Below are 18606 nucleotides of genomic sequence, written 5' to 3'. Positions count from 1 at the left end.
CCCGGAGGAGGAAATCATGGCTCGAATAGGAGTGGACGTCGGCGGCACCAATACCGACCTCGTTCTCGAATGCGCGAAGGGCGTCTATTATCACAAAGTGCCGACGACGCTGAAAAACCAGTCCATCGGGGTGGTCGAGGGCGTGAAAGGCATCTGCCGGCTCGCCGATATCGACCCGGCCGAGGTCGAGATGATCGTGCATGGCACGACGACCGCAACGAATATCACGATCGAGCATAACGGCGCGGAATGCGGGATGCTCACGACCGAGGGGTTCCGCGACATCCTCCATATCGGCCGCCACAAACGGCCCTACAATTTCTCATTGCATTTCGACGTTCCGTGGCAAAGCCAGCCGCTGGTGAAGCGCCGCAACCGCATCGCCGTTGCCGAGCGCATCCTGCCCCCCACCGGAGAAGTCGTGGTGCCGCTCGACGAAGACGCGGTGCGCGCCGCCTGTGCGCTGTTCCGCAAGCGGGGCATCAACTCCATCGTCATCGGCTTCATGTTCGCGTTCCTCAACGACGCGCATGAGCGTCGCGCGAAGGAGATCGTGCTCGACGAACTGCCGGACGCCTATGTCACGCTGTCGTCCGAAGTGGCGAACGTGATGCGCGAATACGAACGGTTCTCGACCGCTGCGATGAACTCCTATGTCGGGCCGAAGACGTCTTACTACCTGCGCGATCTCGACTCGCGGCTGCGCGAGGCGGGCGTGACATCGAAACTGCGCATCATGCAGTCGAACGGCGGCGTCTCAACCGTCGAGGCCTGCGCGAAGCGGCCGATCCGCATTCTCATGTCCGGCCCGGCGGGCGGTGTCATCGGGGGCGCATCCGAAGGCGTGATGGCGGGCGTCGGCGATGTCATCACCGTCGATATCGGCGGCACCTCGGCCGACATCTCGACGATCCCGGGGGGCGTGGTAAAGATCATGAACCCGCGCGACACCTATGTCGGCGGCCACCCGGTGCTGACCCCGATGATCGACCTTGTCACCATCGGCGCGGGCGGCGGTTCGGTTGCCTATATCGACGAGGCCGGCGCATTCCATGTCGGCCCGCGTTCCGCCGGTTCCGAACCCGGCCCGGCCTGCTATGGCCGTGGCGGCACCGAGCCGACGGTCACGGACGCGCAGATCGTTCTCGGCCGGCTCGACCCCGACATGGCGCTCGGCGGTGATCTCAAGCTCGACGCCGATCTTGCCTACAAGGCTGTCGAGGAGAAGATCGCCGGGCCCCTCGGGATGAGCGTGCGCGACGCCGCGCTCGGCATCATCAAGATTATCAATTCCAACATGGCGCTAGCGATCCGCTCGAATTCGGTAGCGCGCGGCATCGACCCGCGCGGCTTCTCAATCATGCCCTTCGGGGGGGCCGGCCCGCTGCACGGGGTCGCCCTGTGCGAGGCGATGTCGGCCAGGGACGTCATCGTTCCGGTCGCGCCGGGGATCACCGCCGCGGTCGGGCTGCTGAAGACCGACCTGCAATACGAACACACCGAGGCGGTGATCGTGGAACTGAACAAAGCGACGCCCGACCAGTTCGACCGGATCAACGCGGCGGTTGCCGCCCTGCGCGGGCAGGTCCAGGCCGAACTCGACAACGATGGCATCCCGCGCGACCAGCAAAACGTCACCGTCGTTGCCGAATGCCGCTACCACGGCCAGGGATTCGAGCTGCGCGCCGACATGCCGGACGGGCCGGTCACGGCCGACAACCGCCACATCATCACCGACAGCTTCCACGACCAGCACCAGTTGGACTACGGCTACAGCTACCGCGACGCCGAGGTGGAACTGATCACACTCCGGGCCATCGCTTCGGCCTCGGTGCGGCGGATCGACATTCCCACGATCGACGCGACAGACGGTTCCAGCACGGACCGCGCGCTGATGTTCGTGCGGACGACGACCTTCGACGACGGCCGCACGCTGGAAACGCCGCGCTATGACCGCACGAAGCTGCTGGCGGGTGATCGCATCGAAGGACCGGCCATCCTTCACCAGCACAACGCGACAACCCTCGTTCCGCCCGGCTGGGTGGCCGAGACGCTCGATTATGGCAACACGCGCATCCGTCCCGTGGGTGCATGAAGGGAGAGGCAGAGATGAACCAGATGACCAAACCCGCTCTGAACGCCGCCGCCGGCGAGATCGACCCCATCACCCTTCAGGTGATCCGCGGCAGCTTCGAAACCATCGCCGAGGAAATGGGGCATGTCCTTTACCGGATGTCCTTTTCTTCGATCATCCGTGAAAGTCAGGATCTTGGCGCAGGTCTCTTCGACACGGATTTCAACACGCTCTGCGAATCCGAGTCGACGCCGATGCATATCGGCTCGATCCCAGGTTACCTGCGCGGCATTGCCGAGACGCTGGAAGATGACGAATGGTACGAAGGCGACGTGGTGGTTCACAATCACCCATATTTCGGCTCGTCGCACACGCCCGATCTCGCGATCGTGGTTCCCGTTTTCTACCAAGGGCGCCTTGTCGGCTTTGCCGGCAACACCGCGCACCATGTCGATATCGGAGCCGCCACGCCGGGCCTGATCATCGACGTGCCGGATGTCTTCGCCGAGGGTATGCTGTTCGCGGGCACCAAGCTCTATCGCAAGGGCGAGCCCAACAATGCGATATGGAACTTTATCCGCCGCAACAGCCGGGCCGCGCAGCAGCTGGTCAGCGACATCGAGGCGCAGGTCGCCTCGGCCCGTCTCGGCGCGAAGCGGTTCGCCGAACTTCTGGAAAAGTTCGGCGAAGCAACGGTGTTCGCCGCGGCAAACCAGCTCATGGACTACGCCGAGCGCATGACCCGGCAGAAGATCAGCGAGATTCCTGACGGTGACTACTGCGCGGAAGGCTACCTCGATGACGATGGCCGGAACCGCGACCAACGGCTGAAGGTCAAGGTCACGGTCAAGGTACGCGGCGACGAGGTCGAGGTCGATCTGACCGGTTCGGCCGACCAGACGCCGACCGCCTACAACGTGCCCTTCGAAGGCTCGACCAAGGTCGCGGCGTTTGCCGGGTTCCGCAAGCTGCTGCTCGATGCCTCCACGTCCGAGGCCCGCGTGCCCTCGAACGAAGGCTCGTTCCGCCCGATCAAGGTGACGGCGCCCCTGGGGTCGATTTTCAACCCGAAGGCGCCCGCATCCGCCGAGGCGCGGTTCACCCAATGCAACCGGATGATCGACCTCATCATCCGTGCGCTGGCCCCGGTGATGCCGGAACAGGTGATCGCCGGCTCGTCCGCATCGATCAGCTTCGCGGCCTATTCCGGCGTGCGGCCCTCGGGTGACTACTGGGTGTTCCTCGAAGTCAACGAGGGCGCCTATGGCGGCCGGCCGCATTCCGACGGGCCGGACAGCATCGACAACCTAATGGCCAACACCCGCAACAACCCGCTGGAAGACCTCGCGATGCATATCCCGATGATCTGCGACCGCTACGAGCTGCGCGACGACGTGCCGCCCGGAGCGGGCGAGTTCCGCGGCGGCATCGGCGTCGTCAAAGCCCAACGAGTGCTGACACCAGCCTTCATCACGCATGAATCTGAACGGCATCATGAGGCACCCTGGGGCATCTTCGGCGGAACCGAAGGTGCGGTCGGAAAGTGCACGATCACCAATCCCGGCCGTCCGGGCGATGAGCGCGAAATGTACTCGAAATTCTCGGGGCTCGCCGTCGAGGCCAACGATACCATGACCTATTACAGTCCGAACGGTGGTGGCTACGGTGACCCGTTGAAGCGGCCGCCAATGAAGGTGCTCGAGGACGTGCTCGACGGTTTCTACGACGCCGGCCACGCCCGTGCGGTCTATGGAGTCGTCGTGGATGCCAAGGCTGAAACCGTCGATATTGACGCCACCGGAAGACTGCGCGCCTCGATGCGCGGGGAATAGCCCTCAGCGCCATCTGAAATCGCTTACATCCAAGCCTCGCGCCCCCCGATCGCGGGGGCGCTCGGGAAAAATTATACCAACAGGGGACCTGAAATGGCACTCGCCAATCGAATGGAAATCGCCGAACACGAGCGGACGTCGCTCATAGAAGAATCGATCCTGCCTACGCAGATCAATCAGCGCCCACTCGGGTTCATGGGCTATGCCTGGATCTGGGTCGGCATCGCCGTTATCATCGCCACCTACTCGCTCGGGGCCGCGGGAGTCGGCGGCGGCGTCGGCCTTGGCGCGGTGATCCTGACGATCCTTCTCGCCAACATCGCGATTGGCGCGTTCATGGTGCTGACCGCCGATATCGGAACCGAACACGGGCTGTCCTTTGCCGTTTACCTGCGAGCGCCCTTCGGCATCCACGGGACCCATCTGCCAGCCATCTCGCGCGGCATCATTGCCGCCTGCTGGTTCGGCATCCAGACCTATCTGGGCGCGCTCGCACTAAACGGGATCGGCGAATATTTTTTCGGCTTCTCCAACTGGGTCGTCTGGTACGTCGTCTTCGGCCTTCTGCAGGTCGGACAGACGGCGCTTGGCATCCGCTCAGTTGAACGGCTGGCCGCGCTAGCGGCGCCGGCGATCATCGCGATCACGGTCTGGATGTACTTCACCCTCGAAGGTCTTGCAGAGACCAAGGGGGTCAATATCTGGACGTTCCGCGCTGAAGGCCAGATGTCGCTGATGGTGCTCTTCATAGCGAACATGGGCTTCTGGTCGACGCTCGCGATCGACATTCCGAACCTGACGCGCTTCGTGAAGACGGAAGCAGGCGCGAAGGGTTTCTTTCAGCGCAACCGCAACATACTTCTCGCCCAGTTGGTCGCGCTGCCGGTGACGCAGGCGTTGATCGCCGGGATCGGCGGGGTGTCGTTCATCGCCACCGGCAACTGGAACCCGATCGAGGTGATCCAGGGCGATGCGCAGGGTCTGTCGTTGGTCGTGCTGCTGCTTCTAGTCGTACTCGCGCAATGGTCGACGAACAACTCGGCGAACCTCATTCCCGCTGCGCTGACCTTCATCAACCTCGCCCCGCGCTTCATTGGTTATAAATCCGCTGTCGCACTCGCAGGGATTGTCGGCACGCTGTGCTTCCCGTGGCAGATACTGAACAACCTTTTCGTGTTCCTGGGCTACTATGGCGCCTTCCTTTCGGCGATCGGCGGAATCATGGTGGCCGACTATTACGTCATTCGCCGCCGTCGGCTGAACGTACCTGACCTCTATGCGTCCAATGGGCAATACCGCTATTCGGGTGGATTCAACATCGCGGGGCTCGCGGCTTGGTTCATCGCTGGCGCCATCGCGGCGTGGTACTCGCAATACGCATTCATCATCGGGTTCCCGCTCGGCTTCGTGATCTACCTCGTACTCATGAAGTCGATGGTACTCCCCTTTCATCAGCAGGCCGAAGTGCGGACCAGCAATGGGCGTGACTACCTCGCCACGTCCGAAGGCATGAGCTGGGCATATCTCGGCCAAGGTCGGTTCGATAGGGTGAGTGCAGATAGTCTCAGCGCGCAAAGCGTCGGCCGGGAAGATCTCTGAAACCGATTTGGTACTGACTATTTGCCCGGCCAGCCATCGGCGGGCCGGGCCTAAGAAATGGAGCGAGGGAGATTGCCATGTTTGCGGTTTCGGAGCCACCTCTTGCGCTTGGCGCGGCATTTTGCCCGGCGTCGATCAGGGAAGTCTCCCTTGAGATGGCGTAGGAGGTTGCGCGGAGCGCTTGGCGCATGCCGCGGCGAGCACAGAGTGCGGTTTTGGGCTAATTTCGTTGAAAAGCTTTGCTTGTTTGGAGGCTTGATCGTTGATTCAATTTCCGCGAGCAGGCAGGGGTTAAAGGCGATGATGGGACTGAGGTAGGAAGCGCCAGCGTCGTTATTCTATGAGTTTTCACTGGAAGACAACGTCCCGTGGGACCACCTGCTGAGTCCGATTGACCGGTTGGAAGATCTCGGCAGCATTCGGCAGCATCTGGCGGATTTCTACAGCCTCACGGGCCGCCCTTCTGTCGATCCTTATCTGCTGATCCGCATGTTTCTGGTGGGTTACGGCTTCGGCATCCGGTCCGAGCGTCGGCTCTGCGAGGAGTTGCATCTGAACCTGGCGTATCGCTGGTTTTGCCGTGTTGATCCGACCGACCGGGTGCCCAATCACTGGACGTTTTCTAAGAAACCATTCGGTCGGTTCCGGGAGATCGCTCGCCTAAGAAATGAGATCAAAGCCATCCGAACGAGCCAGTTTAATGTCCTGCTGCGCCCCATTGAGCAGGCAGTCGAAGGCCTCTTTGAAGCCTTGGGTGACGGCGGTGATCTCGCCCGTTTCCTCCTCCTAGAAAGCTATCTAGACGACAGCTACTATCTGTATACCTCCTTGTTCCACTCCGGACGGCTTTCACCAAACGACAACAAGTTCCTCATACAGATCAGGGCTTTTCACACACCTGGGCGGCGATCCATCTGACCGGTCCGCTCAGAAAGATGTCCCGGAACTCCTCCCTCCGACAAATCGCCAAGAAGCGTAAATGGAACGATTGCGAGAACAAATTTCTGTCGTCGCGCCGCAGTCGCTACGCTCCGATTAGCGATTAGCGATTAGACCATAGGAAAGATCAAGCATATGAAAGACGACATGCTTCACGTTATGGAATGGCACAATGGCGATAAAGACTATTCGCCCTTCTCTGACGCCGAGATGAAGCGGCGGCAGGACGATGTGCGCAAGTGGATGGCCGACAACAACGTCGATGCGGCGCTGTTCACGTCCTACCATTGCATCAACTACTATTCCGGCTGGCTCTACTGTTACTTTGGCCGCAAGTACGGAATGGTCATCACGCAGGACAACGCGACCACGATTTCTGCCGGGATCGACGGCGGCCAGCCCTGGCGTCGCAGCTTTGGCAACAACATCACCTATACAGACTGGCGGCGTGACAACTTCTATCGCGCGGTTCGCCAACTGACCCCGGGCGTCAAGCGGCTTGGGATCGAGTTCGACCATGTAAACGTCGACTACCGCAAGGCGCTGGAAGCCGCGCTGCCGGGCGTCGAATTCGTCGACATCGCGCAACCCTCCATGTGGATGCGCTCGATCAAGTCGGCCGAAGAGCACAAGCTCATCCGCGAAGGCGCGCGCATCTGTGACGTCGGCGGCGCGGCCTGCGCTGCCGCGATCGGCGCAGGCGTGCCCGAGCACGAGGTGGCGATTGCCTCGACCAATGCCATGATCCGCGAGATCGCCAATTCGTTCCCCTTCGTCGAGTTGATGGACACCTGGACCTGGTTCCAGTCCGGCATCAACACGGACGGTGCCCATAACCCGGTCACCAACAAGAAGATCGAGTCGGGCGACATCCTGTCGCTCAACACCTTTCCGATGATCTTCGGCTACTACACCGCACTTGAACGCACGCTGTTCTGCGACAGCGTGGACGATGCGAGCCTCGACGTCTGGGAGAAGAACGTGGCCGTTCACCGCCGGGGCCTCGAACTGATCAAGCCGGGAGCGAAATGCAACGAAATCGCGCAGGAACTCAACCACATGTACCGGCAGTGGGACCTGCTGAAATACCGGTCGTTCGGCTATGGCCATTCTTTCGGTGTGCTCAGCCACTACTATGGGCGCGAGGCCGGGGTGGAACTTCGTGAGGACATCGAGACGGAGCTGAAGCCCGGAATGGTCGTATCGATGGAACCGATGGTCATGCTGCCCGAAGGAATGCCCGGTGCGGGCGGTTACCGCGAGCATGATATCCTGATTGTGACGGAGGACGGAGCGGAGAACATTACCGGCTTCCCCTTCGGTCCCGAGCACAACGTGATCCGCAACTGATCCCCAAAACAGCGCCGATGAAGGGCCCGGAGATCTCCGGGCCCTTTCGTTTGGACAATCGTCAGATGTTCGTGTGAGGTCTGATTCATCGAGTTCGTGTACGACCGGAAGGATACGATCAAAGAGAACGGGGCCGCGAACGGCCCCGTGACGGTGGTCTTGCGACTTCCAATTGTCAGCCAAACTCGGCGCGCAGGGCGTTGACGATCCCCTCGGTGCACACGTCGAGCAGGATGTGTCCCTTTTCGACCGACGCTTCTTTCGGCGATGACAACGTCCCGGAAGAAGGGGTCCATTCCGGCTTGACCGGATAGACGTCATACGGCGGGAAGGTTGCGGCCGGATGGTCAACTGCCCTCTCCAATTGCACCAGATGGGGATACAGCGCCAACATCAGCGACGTCTCCAAGACCCCGCCGTGTTCCACGTCCCAGCCCTGGAAACCGGCTGGATAAAGCTTCTCAATCGCCTCCTTGTGGACGAAGTCCCAATAAGAGAGCACGACCACCTTTACGTCGGTCACGCCATCCCAGCGCAGCTCACGCAAGGCAAGATCAATCCCTTCGACGATGAACCAGGAATTCTCGAAGTGCCCGTTGACGAGGCAAATCTTGCGCACACCGTGACGGGCGAATTCCTTGACGACATCCTTCAGCGCCGAAACCAGCGTTGCCCCGTCAAGGCTCGTCGTGCCCGGCAGATGGTTTCCGCCCCCCGACTTCTGGTGCGACTTGTAGCCGTAGGTGAACGGCGGCGCGACGAGGGCGCCGATTTCGACCGCGACGCGGCGCGCGAACTCCGCGGGCAGCAGCACATCCACATGCAGCGGCATGTGATGTCCGTGCTGCTCCATTGATCCGATGGGGATCAGGATCGGAGTTTGTCCATTCTGTACGGCCGCATCGTAGTCCGGCCAGGTCAGTTCGGAGGCGAAGGCGCTGCTGAGAGACATGTCTACTCCTGGAATAGGGATTCATCGAAAAATACGTTGCCGGGGTTGCATAAGAAAAATAGATTGTCCCAATACTTAAATTGCAGGCGCAAATGCATGGCCGCCCTCACCAACCTGCCCACCGATCTGCTTCGGACCTTCATAGCGGTGGTTGAGCTAGGCGGGCATTCCAAAGCGGGCGCTCTTCTCGGGAGAAGCCAGCCAGCCATATCACTTCAGATCCGCCGACTTGAGGAGCTTATACGGGCGCCGCTTCTTTCGCAGGAAGGTAGAACGATTCAGCCCACCTCGGCAGGAGAGGCGCTTCTTAGTTATGCGCGCGAGATGATCCGGATCAACGATGAGGCGGTGAGCTATTTTCACCGGTCCGACAAGACCGGTGTCCTTCGAATCGGACTGCCCACGGATTACGCCGTTGCCTTCCTGCAACGCGCGATCACCAGATTCAGCCAGGAAAATCCGGATGTTGAGCTTGAGGTTAACTGCGATCTCAGCCGTGAATTGCATCAACATCTGCGCGCGGACGATCTCGACGTGATCGTCGCTGTGATGCCCAACACCCGCATGCCCTACCTGTCGCGTGCCTGGGGTGAGCAGCCGATCTGGGCGGCTGCCGAAGGGTTCCGCAATCTGGCCCACCGTCCCGTGCCGCTCGGCGCGCATCCGGAAGGATGCGACTACCGGGCGCGGATGATCCAAGCATTGGACACCGCTGAAAGGCGTTGGCGCATCGTCTATACCGGGCCCGGTATCTCCGGGTTGCAGAACGCCGTTCTTAACGGGTTGTGCGTCACCGCCCTGACCAAGGCCACGATGTTGCCCGGCATGCGCGCGCTCGACGAAGCTGAGGGATTTCCGCCTCTTGAACCGCTGCGGGTGGGCCTTTTGTACAAGCATCCGCGCCTTTCGGCAGCCGGGTTGCAGCTTGTCAGCGAACTTGTCGCCGGTCTCGACAGTGTCGGCGCGAGTGTCAGGCAGGTGCCGACCTGATCTCAGGGCCCGATACCGGCCCTGCCGCCCGTTCTGTCCGCAAGAGGATTTCCACGCGCTCCTGTCCGACGCTCGACCAAGGGTGCAATAAGGGCCGCAAATCCAGAGATTTCAATAACCGATTTTGAGCTGAAGGTGCCATCGCCTAGCGTGCGCGAAACAACGCAGCATTGCACACATCAGGGAGTCGGAAATGTCAAAGATCGCACAAGGACAAGCAGGTCTCACACGCAGGGCGCTGCTCGCCACGGGCGTCGCCGCGCTCGCGGCACCGATGCTTTCGCGCCGCGCAAATGCTGCACCGGTCGAGTTGACCATGCTTGCATGGTACGGCCATGCGGAACCCGACATCGTTGCCGAGTTCGAAGCCGAGAACAACGTCAAGTTCGTCCCGAAATACTACACCGGCGGCGACAACATGCTGGGCCTCATCTCGCAGTCTCCCGCGGGCACCTATGACGTGATCCTCTCGGATGCCGAATACGTTCAGGCTCTGAACGAGGCCGGCTATGTCGAAGAGCTCGATCCGAACGACTACGCCATTTCCGACTATTTCCCCGAGTTCCAGCAGTTCCCCGGAAACTGGAGCGACGGCAAGCTCTTCTCGCTCGTCACCCGGTTCGGCTTCCTCGGTGTCGCCTACAACACCGACGCCCTGACCGAGGCCGACGCCTCGACCTATAACGTCTATTGGGAAGAAAATCTGAAGGGCAAGGTAGGTCACTTCGACTGGCACCTGCCGAACCTGGGCCAGATCAGCCTGCTGAACGGCAATTCTAACCCCTATGACATCGATGATGCCGGCTGGCAGGGCGTGCAGGACAAGACGATGTCGCTGCGTCCGCAGATCGGCGGATTCTTCGATTACGGCGGCACGTTCTCATCGCTCAACGATGGTCAGATGCTGGCCTTCGCTGGCATCGGCGACTGGATCACCGGTGTTCTGGAAAAGAACGGCGCCAAAGTGAGATCCGTGGTTCCGGAAGAGGGCGGCCTGCAGTGGTCCGAATGCTTCTCGATCGGCAAGGGATCGCAGAAGGCCGAGCTTGCGAAGAAATGGATCCAGTACATCACCTCGGCCAAGGGGCAGGCAAAGTCGGCACAGATGGCGGCCTATCCCGCGCTGATCCCGAACCAGAAGGGCTGGGAAGTCCTTCAGGCGGAAAACCCCGCGGAAGCCAAGCGTCAGGGCATGACCAAGGACGCAGGCAACGTCATCGACATGATCCGTGCAGGGCGCATCAAGTATCGGCAGTGGCCGGTGCAGCAAGGCCTCGAAGACTGGAACGATTTCTGGTCCGAATACAAGGGCGCCTGATTGCGCCAGGGCCGGTGGAAGCTCCCCCGCCGGCCTCTCCCCTTTTCTTGGACCCGGAGCTATTCCGTATGCGTCGATCCTTGACTCTATATGGTTTGACCTTCTCGCTGCCGCTTCTGATCTGGCAGTTGCTGTTCTTCGTCTTTCCGCTCGTCTTTCTCGTCGCGCTCAGCTTCTGGACCGTCAAGAACTTCCGTATGCAGGCGGATCTCGACACCGTGAACTGGGCCACGATGTACGGCCGGTCGGTGTTCTGGCAGGCCTATGGCACGACGCTGGCGATGGCATCAGCCGCTTCCGTGCTGGTCAGCATTCTTGCTTTCCCGTGCTCCTACGCGATTGCCTTCAAGCTGTCGGAGACGGCGCGGCGTTGGGCGATCTTCCTCATGGTGATCCCGTTCTTCACCAGCTATCTTGTCCGCGTCTACTCTTGGCAGATATTTCTCTCCGACGCCGGCATCATCAACGTGATGCTAGGCTGGATCGGTCTTGGTCCATTCGGGCTTCTGAATACGGTAGGCGCGACGATTGTCGGTTATCTGACGCTGACATACCCCTTGGTCGTACTCTTGCAGCTTTTCAGCCTCGTCTTCATCGACCGCACGCTGATCGAGGCGGCGCACAACCTCCGCTGTGGCCGCCTGCGCACGGTCTTCGCAGTAATCATCCCCTCTGCGCGTGTGGGCCTTGTGATCGCGGCACTCTTCGCCTTCATCCTCAGCTTCGGCGATTTCGTTAGCCCGATCTATCTTGGTGGTGGTGATCCGACGACGCTGTCGATCCTGATCACGGACACCACGAAATCGGGCCAGCAATGGCCGCGCGCGGCAGTGATCGCCCTGACCATGATCGCAACGCTGCTGTTCGTAGCCTTCGTCGCCGTCCGCTTTGCCTACAAGGGGCGTTCGAAATGAGCGACAGTTCCGCAAACATGAACCGCAGCCGCCTGGTCGACCTTTCGCTAAAGATCTACATCATCCTTGGCTTCGCCTTCGTCTTCGCGCCGATTGCCGCAAGCTTCGTCTTCTCGTTCAACTCGGACCGCTTCCCCTCGATCCCGCTCGGACATTTCTCGCTCGAATGGTACGAGGCGGTGGCCTCGGACCCGTTCGCTTGGCAAGGGCTGCGTAACACGCTGTTCGTCGGGGTGATCGTCGGGATTGTCTCAACCGGGCTTGGATTTGGGGCAGCCTATACCGATTTCCGTTATCGGTTCTTCGGCAAGCAGATCTATCTGGCGCTGGCGCTTTTGCCGCCGACCATTCCAGTGGTAATCCTCGGGCTTGCGATGCTCGCCTATCTTTCGCGGATCAATCTGTCGGGCAATTCGCTGTCTGTGATCATCGCCCATGTCGTGATCTGTGCTCCATTCGCGATGGCGATCATCCGGCTTCGCCTCAGCCAGATGGACCCCGATCTGGAAGCCGCCGCGTGGAATCTTGGTGCATCCGAATGGGCGGCGATGCGGCACGTGATTATCCCCTTTACCAAACCCGCAATCCTTGGCGCGCTGTTCATCACCATGGCGGTTTCCTTCGATGAGTTCGCGATTGCCTGGTTCGTCTCGGGCCTGAACGAGACGCTGCCGGTCAAGGTGCTGGGCTTCCTGCAAGGTCAGGTCAGCCCGCGCATCAACGCTATCGGTACGTTCGTTTTCGTCACGTCAATGACGCTGGTGATCCTCGCACAGATTCTTCTGACCGGACGCAGCGCCAAAGTCCGTCCCGTCGCGGACGAACAGGAGTAGGCAATGAAGAACAACACGCTTGTTTCCTTCGAGGGCGTGGTCAAGCGCTTCGGTGATTTCCTTGCCGTCCAGCGCATGGACTTCGAGATCGCGAAGGGAGAATTCTTGGCAATCATGGGGTCGTCAGGCTGCGGCAAAACGACGACGCTCCGCATGCTGGCAGGCCTCGAAGCGCCCAGCGAGGGTGTGATCCGCCTCTCCGGCAAACCGATCAATGACCTGCCGACCTGGAGCCGCGACACCCCGATGGTGTGGCAGAGCCTAGCCCTGTTCCCCTTCCTGAATGTGATCGAGAATGTCGAGTTCGCGCTGAAAATGCGGGGCATCGGCAAGACCGAGCGGCGGCGGCGCGCCGAACAATGGCTCGACCGAATGCAGATCACAGAATTCGCCAGCCGCAATATCTCGCAGCTTTCAGGCGGCCAGCGGCAGCGCGTGGCGCTCGCCCGTTCACTAGTCGTCGAGCCCGAGATCCTCCTTCTCGATGAACCCCTTTCTGCGCTTGATGCCGCGCTAAAGGTGCGGATGCAGTCGGTGTTGAAGAACCTTCAGCGAGAGACGGGCATCACCTTCGTCTACGTAACCCACAGCCAGTCCGAAGCCTTCTCGATGGCGGACCGCGTGGTGATCATGAGCCGCGGCAAGATCGAGCAAATAGGCACCCCGCAAGAGATTTACCGCACGCCGCGCACGCGGTTCGTGGCCGGTTTCCTTGGGTCTTCGAACATGTTCACCGGCAAGGTGACCGGGATTGACGGAGGTGTGGTAACGCTCGACACGCCATCGGGGGCGCTGCGACTTGGCGCCACAGACCTGCCCGGGCCGGTCGCAGTCGGTCAGACGGCGACCTTGACCGTACTGGACACCAAGACCCACCTCGCAACGAGGGCGCCCGCGGGCAACGTTAACGCGCTTCCCGTGCGTATGATCGGTGAGGAATTCATCGGCGCCACGGCGACCATTTATCTCGAGGCCTCCGACGGGCACGAAATCCGCGTCCAGAAAAGCCATGAGGATCTCGCGAACCTGCCGTTGCAGATCGGTCAGGAACTGGTTGCCCACTGGCCCCTTGAAGATGGCCACCTCGTCATGGAGGCGTAGGTCAGCCATGTCCCGTCGCACCTCGGTCAGATCCGACGAAGCTGCCTCGACTCGGACGCGCTGGGTAGTTCCGCCACAGGCCGGGCGGCTCGTTCCCTTGGCTCTTGCTACGGCAGGACGCGACGTGGACGCGGTCGTCTATTCCGTCACGACCGCCGGCCTCAGTCAAAGGCAGATCGAAAACACACCGCTTGGCGATGTGACCTTCCGGACCTTGATCGCGATTCTCGCAATGCCGCTGCGGCACTTCTTCGCGAGGGTCTTGAGGCGTCAAAGGATCGACGGCCTCGGGCGTCCTGATCTGCGATGAACGCTGCGGTTGTCGGGCATTTCGGCGACATGAGAAGAGGAGACAATAATGCTCGACGCGTCCGACGCGCTCGTCCCCGTTGGCGCAGTCCATTTTCCGGTCTGCGAATTGAAACAGACCAGAAGCTTCGCCTTCCTTCTTTTGCGTGATTTCACTCTTCTTGCCTTCAGTTCGGCGATTGAGCCGTTTCGCATCGCCAACCAGTTATCGCAAAAACCACTTTATCGCTGGACCGTCGTTTCCGAAGATGGCCGCCCGGCTCGCAGTTCCTCAGGCGTTGAGGTTGCAGCCGTTCGAGACCTTCGGTCGGTTGAGCGGGATACCACACTTCTGGTCTGCGCCGGCAATCTTATGACGGGCCATCCCGCAAAGCCGACGCTTGCCTTCTTGCATCACCATTACCGGACGGGCGGATCGGTCGGGGGAATCTGTGCCGGTGCGGTTGCGCTGGCGCGGGCCGGACTGCTTGGGCGACATGCCTTCACGTTGCATTGGGAATGCCACCCCGGCTTCTTTGAACTATTCCCCCGCCTTGAGCCAACCAAACGCCGGTTCGAAATTGATGGGCGCGTCATGACCTGCGGCGGCGGCGCGGCGGCCGCCGATATGGCCATCTCGATCATCCGGCAAGACTACGGAGACGACTTCGCCGCGATCGTGGCGGACATGTGTTTGCTACGAGACGATGCCGGAGCAAACCTTAGTCAGAGATCGTCGATCGGCACGGCACTTCATACACGGAACCCGGCACTGATCGAAATCGTGAAGATCATGATCGACAACATCGAATATCCACTGACAATGGCAGAGCTCGCGCAAAGAGTGGGCTACACCGCGCGCCATATCGAGCGGCAATTCCAGCGTTGCATTGGCCAGACCCCCATGGGCTACTACCTCGGCCTCCGACTGGATCATGCCCGAAGTCTCATAGCAGAAACCGATATGACGCTCTTCGAGGTGGCCGCCGCAACGGGATTCAACACGAAGTCACATTTCTCCAAAGTGTTTTTGCGACGGTTCGGATCTCCTCCGAGTAAAGTTCACCACCATCGTCGTGGGACGCGAAGCGTTTACTGACTCATATCATCTTCTGATATTGAAAAGATCATGGTTGTGAATTGTTCAATGATAGTTGGAGAATGCTGTCGTATCTTGGTCGGGTGAAGTCAGTGCCAGCCCACCTTGGCCTTCGCGCCGTGCTTCGGACGTTCCCTGAACGGGCATGGATGCCACCCCAAATCGGGTCGCACAAAGGGAAGTATTTAGCCAACCTGTGGCGACTCAAGGGGGCCAGGGATTTCGAAACGCCAACCGAACTTGTTTGCGCCATCCGACCCGTCCGGGGTCCCTATTACTGGGGAGACACACGCGGGGGCTACCTATTGCAGACGACGAGCAACGCAACACTCGCGGGCATTTAACTGGCCAGGCGTTCGACGGTTTGATCCTGTTCGCAAACAAAATTGGCCAAGGTGGTAGTTGAACGTCCGCTCCTACAGTTCGCAGAGGACGTGTTCGCCGGTGCAGCGAACTTCCGCTTTCCGCCCCTTCTGCCCAACTACAATTTCTCGCTGGACTTCCTTGGCCCCGCAAGCGGTAGTCGGATGACGCCGACACAGCGTTCTCGCTCGGCATCGCCACCCGGAATTCCGGGCTCTGCTTGGTAGAAGGGCCGGAATGGATCCTGCCCGAACCAGGAGACCGACAATGACGAAGAAGCCTAGCACCAATCCCGAAACCACCAAAGCGACGAAGCTGCCGGCCAAGACCACACCTTCGGCCCGCGCCGAGAGTAAGAAGACCCGACTGATAAAAATGTTGCACAAGGACGACGGCAGCACGATCACCACGATCAGCGCAGCACTCGGCTGGCAGCCCCATACGACGCGCGCGGCCATCACCGGGTTGCGCAAGACGGGCCACAAGGTCGAAACGGCGAAGCCGGCTGACGGCAGCTCCGGGTTGATCTACCGGATCCCGCTCAAGCCCGATGCCCGTGCGAAAACCGGGAACGACGCGGAGGCGCGCCAATGAATTCGGCCGACCAGCGAGTTGCGCCAAGAGACCTGCCTGAGGCTCTTGCTGCAGTCGAAACCGCAGATCGCGCCGGCCTGCTCGATCTCTGGCGCGAGGTGATCGGGGCACCTCCCCCAAAGAACCTCTCGCTACCGTTCTTGCGCCGCGCGCTCGCCTTTGAACTGCAGTGTCAGGCGCTCGGGGGGCCCAAGGCCCGAACGATCGAGGACCTAGGCCGCATCGCCGCGGGTTCCGCATCTCGGGCGTCCGTTGGCACCAAGCTGCCCCCCGGCGCGAAGCTGGTCCGAGAATGGCAGGGCCGCACTTGGACCGTCGAGGTGATCGACGGCGGGTTCTTGATGGGCGGGGAGCGGTATGTGTCGCTCTCCGCCATTGCTAGGAAGATAACCGGTGCCCGCTGGTCGGGCCCACGGTTTTTCGGGCTGACGGGCGACGCCGGACGGGATGCACAGCCCACCAAGCCGTCTCAGCGAGGAAAGGCAGCTTAAGATGGCGCGCCGGATACGCTGTGCAATCTACACCCGGAAATCCTCCGAAGAAGGACTTGATCAGGACTTCAACTCGCTCGACGCCCAGCACGAGGCATGCGCTGCCTATGCGACGAGCCAGAAGGCGGAGGGTTGGGTGCTCATCCCGACCCGCTACGATGACGGAGGGTTGTCCGGAGGGACCCTGCAGCGGCCAGCGCTCCAGCGCCTGCTCGCGGATATCGAGGCGGGCCTCGTCGACCAGATTGTCGTCTACAAGATCGACCGGCTGACCCGTTCGCTCTCCGACTTCGCGAAAATTGTCGATCGGCTTGATGCAGCCGGCGCCTCCTTCGTCTCGGTCACGCAGTCCTTCAACACCGCCACTAGCATGGGACGGCTAACGCTGAATATGCTCCTCAGCTTCGCGCAGTTCGAGCGCGAGGTGACGGCGGAACGGATCCGCGACAAGATCGCCGCCTCGAAGAAGAAGGGGCTCTGGATGGGCGGCACAGTGCCCTTCGGCTACCAGCCTGACGGCCGCAGCCTGAAGATCGACGAGACCGAAGCATCAATTGTCCGCCACATCCATGACCTCTATCACGATGTCGGCTCGGTACGCGCAGTCGCCGAACATGCGGACGAACTTGGCTACAGAACGCGACTGCGGTCGTTCGCTACGGGCACCTCGACCGGCGGAACACGATTCAGCCGCGGGCACATCTATCAGATCCTGACCAACCCGCTCTACGCCGGCCGCATCCGGCACCGGGATAAGACCTACGACGGGCAGCATCCGGCGATCATCGACCCCGCAGCGTGGGATACTTTGCAGGAGCGCCTGGCCGCCGAAGCGGCCCGCAGCCGCGGACGGCCGAACGCGGCAGAACGCTCGCCGCTGGTCGGCAAGCTTTTCGATGAGATCGGAGATCGGTTGACCCCGAGCCATTCTCGGAAAAACGGAAAGCGTCTGCGCTACTACATCTCGCGCAGGCTAGTCACCGACCGGCGTGAGAAACACGCCGATGCATGGCGGTTGCCGGCACGGGATCTTGAGACCGGCATTGCCCGAGTCCTCCGCGATCACCTGCGCAAACCCACTGTGGTGACCGATCTGGTCCGGGACATCACGGCCTCCGAGGTTCCCGATCTACAAGCGAAGCTTCGACAGATCGCATGTGATTGTGACGCCGAGGGTGCCGCCGACCTCTGGGCTCCGCTGCTACGCCGCGCCGATCTCGCACAGGGTAGCATCCTCTTGCGGCTCGACCGGAAAGTCATGGCGGACCGGCTCGGCATCGCGCCGGATCGGATCGACAGTGCGGCCCGTCGGATTCCCGCATCATTCCAGATGCAGCGCCGAGGTGTCGAAGCCCGCATCATCCTTGGTGCCGCCGTGCCACAGGTCGATCCGGTGCTGGCGAAGAACATCCTGACGGCACAGAAATGGTATGCGGCCATCAAAGCCGGTGCCTCCTTCGGCGACCTTGCTACTCGAGAGAAAACCACCTCGAGCCGCATCCAGCAGATGATCAGTCTCGCCTTCCTCGCCCCAGATATTCTGGATCAGGTGGCTGCGGGTAGCCAGCCCGTTGCCTTCACATCGGAATGGTTCAAGCGAAGGCAGCTGCCCCTGGAATGGGATATGCAGCAGCGAGTTTTTGGCAATCTCTGACTCTTCATTACCCTGCAAAATCGCATAATAATAACAGCTTGGACTGCAACGCCGATCTCTTCTCATTGCTCGCTAATGTATATCGCTCGTCCGGCGTCAGAGCCCGAGCAGAGAAGATGTGTCTAGCTGAACCGGGACAGCGCGCCGCGGCCGGAGGCGTCACTGGGCCGGCGCCGGGTCCATCTCCGGTCACATGAAATCAGCAAACTGGAACT

At 60.9% G+C, this 18606-nt stretch carries 15 protein-coding genes and 2 pseudogenes; 16 read left to right on the top strand and 1 reads right to left on the bottom strand.

The genetic code is table 11. The features are described 5' to 3' along the window. The first annotated feature begins 16 nt into the window (after window positions 1-16). From LX70_RS08590 to LX70_RS08570, 6 genes and pseudogenes are all read left to right on the top strand, one after another. Window positions 17-2095 carry a hydantoinase/oxoprolinase family protein gene (locus LX70_RS08590; RefSeq protein ID WP_105514117.1) on the top strand — a complete coding sequence of 693 codons (2079 nt, stop codon included), beginning with the start codon at window positions 17-19 and terminating at the stop codon, window positions 2093-2095. A 14-nt stretch (window positions 2096-2109) separates the two neighbouring features. Beyond that, the gene (locus tag LX70_RS08585) at window positions 2110-3906 is read left to right on the top strand and encodes a hydantoinase B/oxoprolinase family protein (protein WP_105514192.1); all 1797 of its coding nucleotides are present in this window, start codon (window positions 2110-2112) and stop codon (window positions 3904-3906) included. 93 nt (window positions 3907-3999) lie between these two features. Then, complete coding sequence (locus LX70_RS08580; protein ID WP_105514116.1) at window positions 4000-5505, top strand: NCS1 family transporter; 1506 nt, start codon at window positions 4000-4002, stop codon at window positions 5503-5505. A gap of 351 nt (window positions 5506-5856) precedes the next feature. Continuing rightward, window positions 5857-6171 (top strand): annotated as a pseudogene (locus LX70_RS08575) (transposase); the annotation flags it as partial. After that, window positions 6151-6405 (top strand): annotated as a pseudogene (locus LX70_RS21170) (hypothetical protein); the annotation flags it as partial. The pseudogenes LX70_RS08575 and LX70_RS21170, both read left to right, overlap by 21 nt. 174 nt (window positions 6406-6579) lie before the next feature. Further along, a complete protein-coding gene (locus LX70_RS08570) occupies window positions 6580-7794 on the top strand; it encodes a M24 family metallopeptidase (protein ID WP_105514115.1) in 1215 nt (404 codons plus the stop codon). A 175-nt stretch (window positions 7795-7969) separates the two neighbouring features. On the opposite strand, the gene LX70_RS08565 is transcribed toward LX70_RS08570, so the two are convergent. Next, window positions 7970-8746, bottom strand: coding sequence for a creatininase (locus LX70_RS08565; protein ID WP_105514114.1), 777 nt, complete (start codon window positions 8744-8746; stop codon window positions 7970-7972). Between the two features lie 96 nt (window positions 8747-8842). Here LX70_RS08565 and LX70_RS08560 point away from each other — a divergent pair, with 96 nt between their 5' ends. The 10 genes from LX70_RS08560 to LX70_RS08515 all read left to right on the top strand — a co-directional run bounded on the left by LX70_RS08560 (window position 8843) and on the right by LX70_RS08515 (window position 18391). Further along, a complete protein-coding gene (locus LX70_RS08560; RefSeq protein ID WP_105514113.1) occupies window positions 8843-9736 on the top strand; it encodes a LysR substrate-binding domain-containing protein in 894 nt (297 codons plus the stop codon). A gap of 193 nt (window positions 9737-9929) precedes the next feature. Then, window positions 9930-11054: a polyamine ABC transporter substrate-binding protein gene (locus LX70_RS08555; protein WP_105514112.1), complete on the top strand. Its 1125-nt coding sequence runs from the start codon at window positions 9930-9932 to the stop codon at window positions 11052-11054. Between the two features lie 68 nt (window positions 11055-11122). Continuing rightward, window positions 11123-11968, top strand: coding sequence for an ABC transporter permease (locus LX70_RS08550; protein WP_105514111.1), 846 nt, complete (start codon window positions 11123-11125; stop codon window positions 11966-11968). Next, window positions 11965-12801 carry an ABC transporter permease gene (locus LX70_RS08545; protein WP_245884999.1) on the top strand — a complete coding sequence of 279 codons (837 nt, stop codon included), beginning with the start codon at window positions 11965-11967 and terminating at the stop codon, window positions 12799-12801. The genes LX70_RS08550 and LX70_RS08545 overlap by 4 nt, the downstream gene beginning before the upstream one ends. A gap of 3 nt (window positions 12802-12804) precedes the next feature. Next, on the top strand, window positions 12805-13902 hold the full coding sequence (locus LX70_RS08540; RefSeq protein WP_105514110.1) for an ABC transporter ATP-binding protein: 1098 nt from the start codon (window positions 12805-12807) through the stop codon (window positions 13900-13902). Between the two features lie 124 nt (window positions 13903-14026). Then, window positions 14027-14212, top strand: coding sequence for a hypothetical protein (locus LX70_RS08535; protein ID WP_105514109.1), 186 nt, complete (start codon window positions 14027-14029; stop codon window positions 14210-14212). Between the two features lie 48 nt (window positions 14213-14260). Then, window positions 14261-15289: a GlxA family transcriptional regulator gene (locus LX70_RS08530; RefSeq protein WP_105514108.1), complete on the top strand. Its 1029-nt coding sequence runs from the start codon at window positions 14261-14263 to the stop codon at window positions 15287-15289. A 630-nt stretch (window positions 15290-15919) separates the two neighbouring features. Further along, window positions 15920-16246, top strand: a complete 327-nt coding sequence (locus LX70_RS08525) for a DUF3489 domain-containing protein (protein WP_170076151.1) — start codon at window positions 15920-15922, stop codon at window positions 16244-16246. Further along, entirely contained in the window at window positions 16243-16737 is a 495-nt protein-coding gene (locus LX70_RS08520; protein ID WP_105514106.1) for a DUF2924 domain-containing protein, read from the top strand. Before LX70_RS08525 ends, LX70_RS08520 begins: the two co-directional genes overlap by 4 nt. A gap of 1 nt (window position 16738) precedes the next feature. Beyond that, window positions 16739-18391, top strand: coding sequence for a recombinase family protein (locus tag LX70_RS08515; protein ID WP_105514105.1), 1653 nt, complete (start codon window positions 16739-16741; stop codon window positions 18389-18391). The last annotated feature ends 215 nt before the right edge of the window (window positions 18392-18606 follow it).

Source organism: Albidovulum denitrificans, assembly GCF_002973535.1.
Classification (GTDB): Bacteria; Pseudomonadota; Alphaproteobacteria; order Rhodobacterales; family Rhodobacteraceae; genus Albidovulum; species Albidovulum denitrificans.
The sequence above is the reverse complement of the archived record's forward strand: the minus strand, read 5'-3'. Positions and strand labels throughout refer to the sequence as shown.

Coding starts and splice junctions, on each gene's coding strand:
- LX70_RS08590 (WP_105514117.1), top strand. CDS start 17: ATGGCTCGAATAGGAGTGGACGTCGGCGGCACCAATACCGACCTCGTT.
- LX70_RS08585 (WP_105514192.1), top strand. CDS start 2,110: ATGAACCAGATGACCAAACCCGCTCTGAACGCCGCCGCCGGCGAGATC.
- LX70_RS08580 (WP_105514116.1), top strand. CDS start 4,000: ATGGCACTCGCCAATCGAATGGAAATCGCCGAACACGAGCGGACGTCG.
- LX70_RS08570 (WP_105514115.1), top strand. CDS start 6,580: ATGAAAGACGACATGCTTCACGTTATGGAATGGCACAATGGCGATAAA.
- LX70_RS08565 (WP_105514114.1), bottom strand. CDS start 8,746: ATGTCTCTCAGCAGCGCCTTCGCCTCCGAACTGACCTGGCCGGACTAC.
- LX70_RS08560 (WP_105514113.1), top strand. CDS start 8,843: ATGGCCGCCCTCACCAACCTGCCCACCGATCTGCTTCGGACCTTCATA.
- LX70_RS08555 (WP_105514112.1), top strand. CDS start 9,930: ATGTCAAAGATCGCACAAGGACAAGCAGGTCTCACACGCAGGGCGCTG.
- LX70_RS08550 (WP_105514111.1), top strand. CDS start 11,123: ATGCGTCGATCCTTGACTCTATATGGTTTGACCTTCTCGCTGCCGCTT.
- LX70_RS08545 (WP_245884999.1), top strand. CDS start 11,965: ATGAGCGACAGTTCCGCAAACATGAACCGCAGCCGCCTGGTCGACCTT.
- LX70_RS08540 (WP_105514110.1), top strand. CDS start 12,805: ATGAAGAACAACACGCTTGTTTCCTTCGAGGGCGTGGTCAAGCGCTTC.
- LX70_RS08530 (WP_105514108.1), top strand. CDS start 14,261: ATGCTCGACGCGTCCGACGCGCTCGTCCCCGTTGGCGCAGTCCATTTT.
- LX70_RS08525 (WP_170076151.1), top strand. CDS start 15,920: ATGACGAAGAAGCCTAGCACCAATCCCGAAACCACCAAAGCGACGAAG.
- LX70_RS08520 (WP_105514106.1), top strand. CDS start 16,243: ATGAATTCGGCCGACCAGCGAGTTGCGCCAAGAGACCTGCCTGAGGCT.
- LX70_RS08515 (WP_105514105.1), top strand. CDS start 16,739: ATGGCGCGCCGGATACGCTGTGCAATCTACACCCGGAAATCCTCCGAA.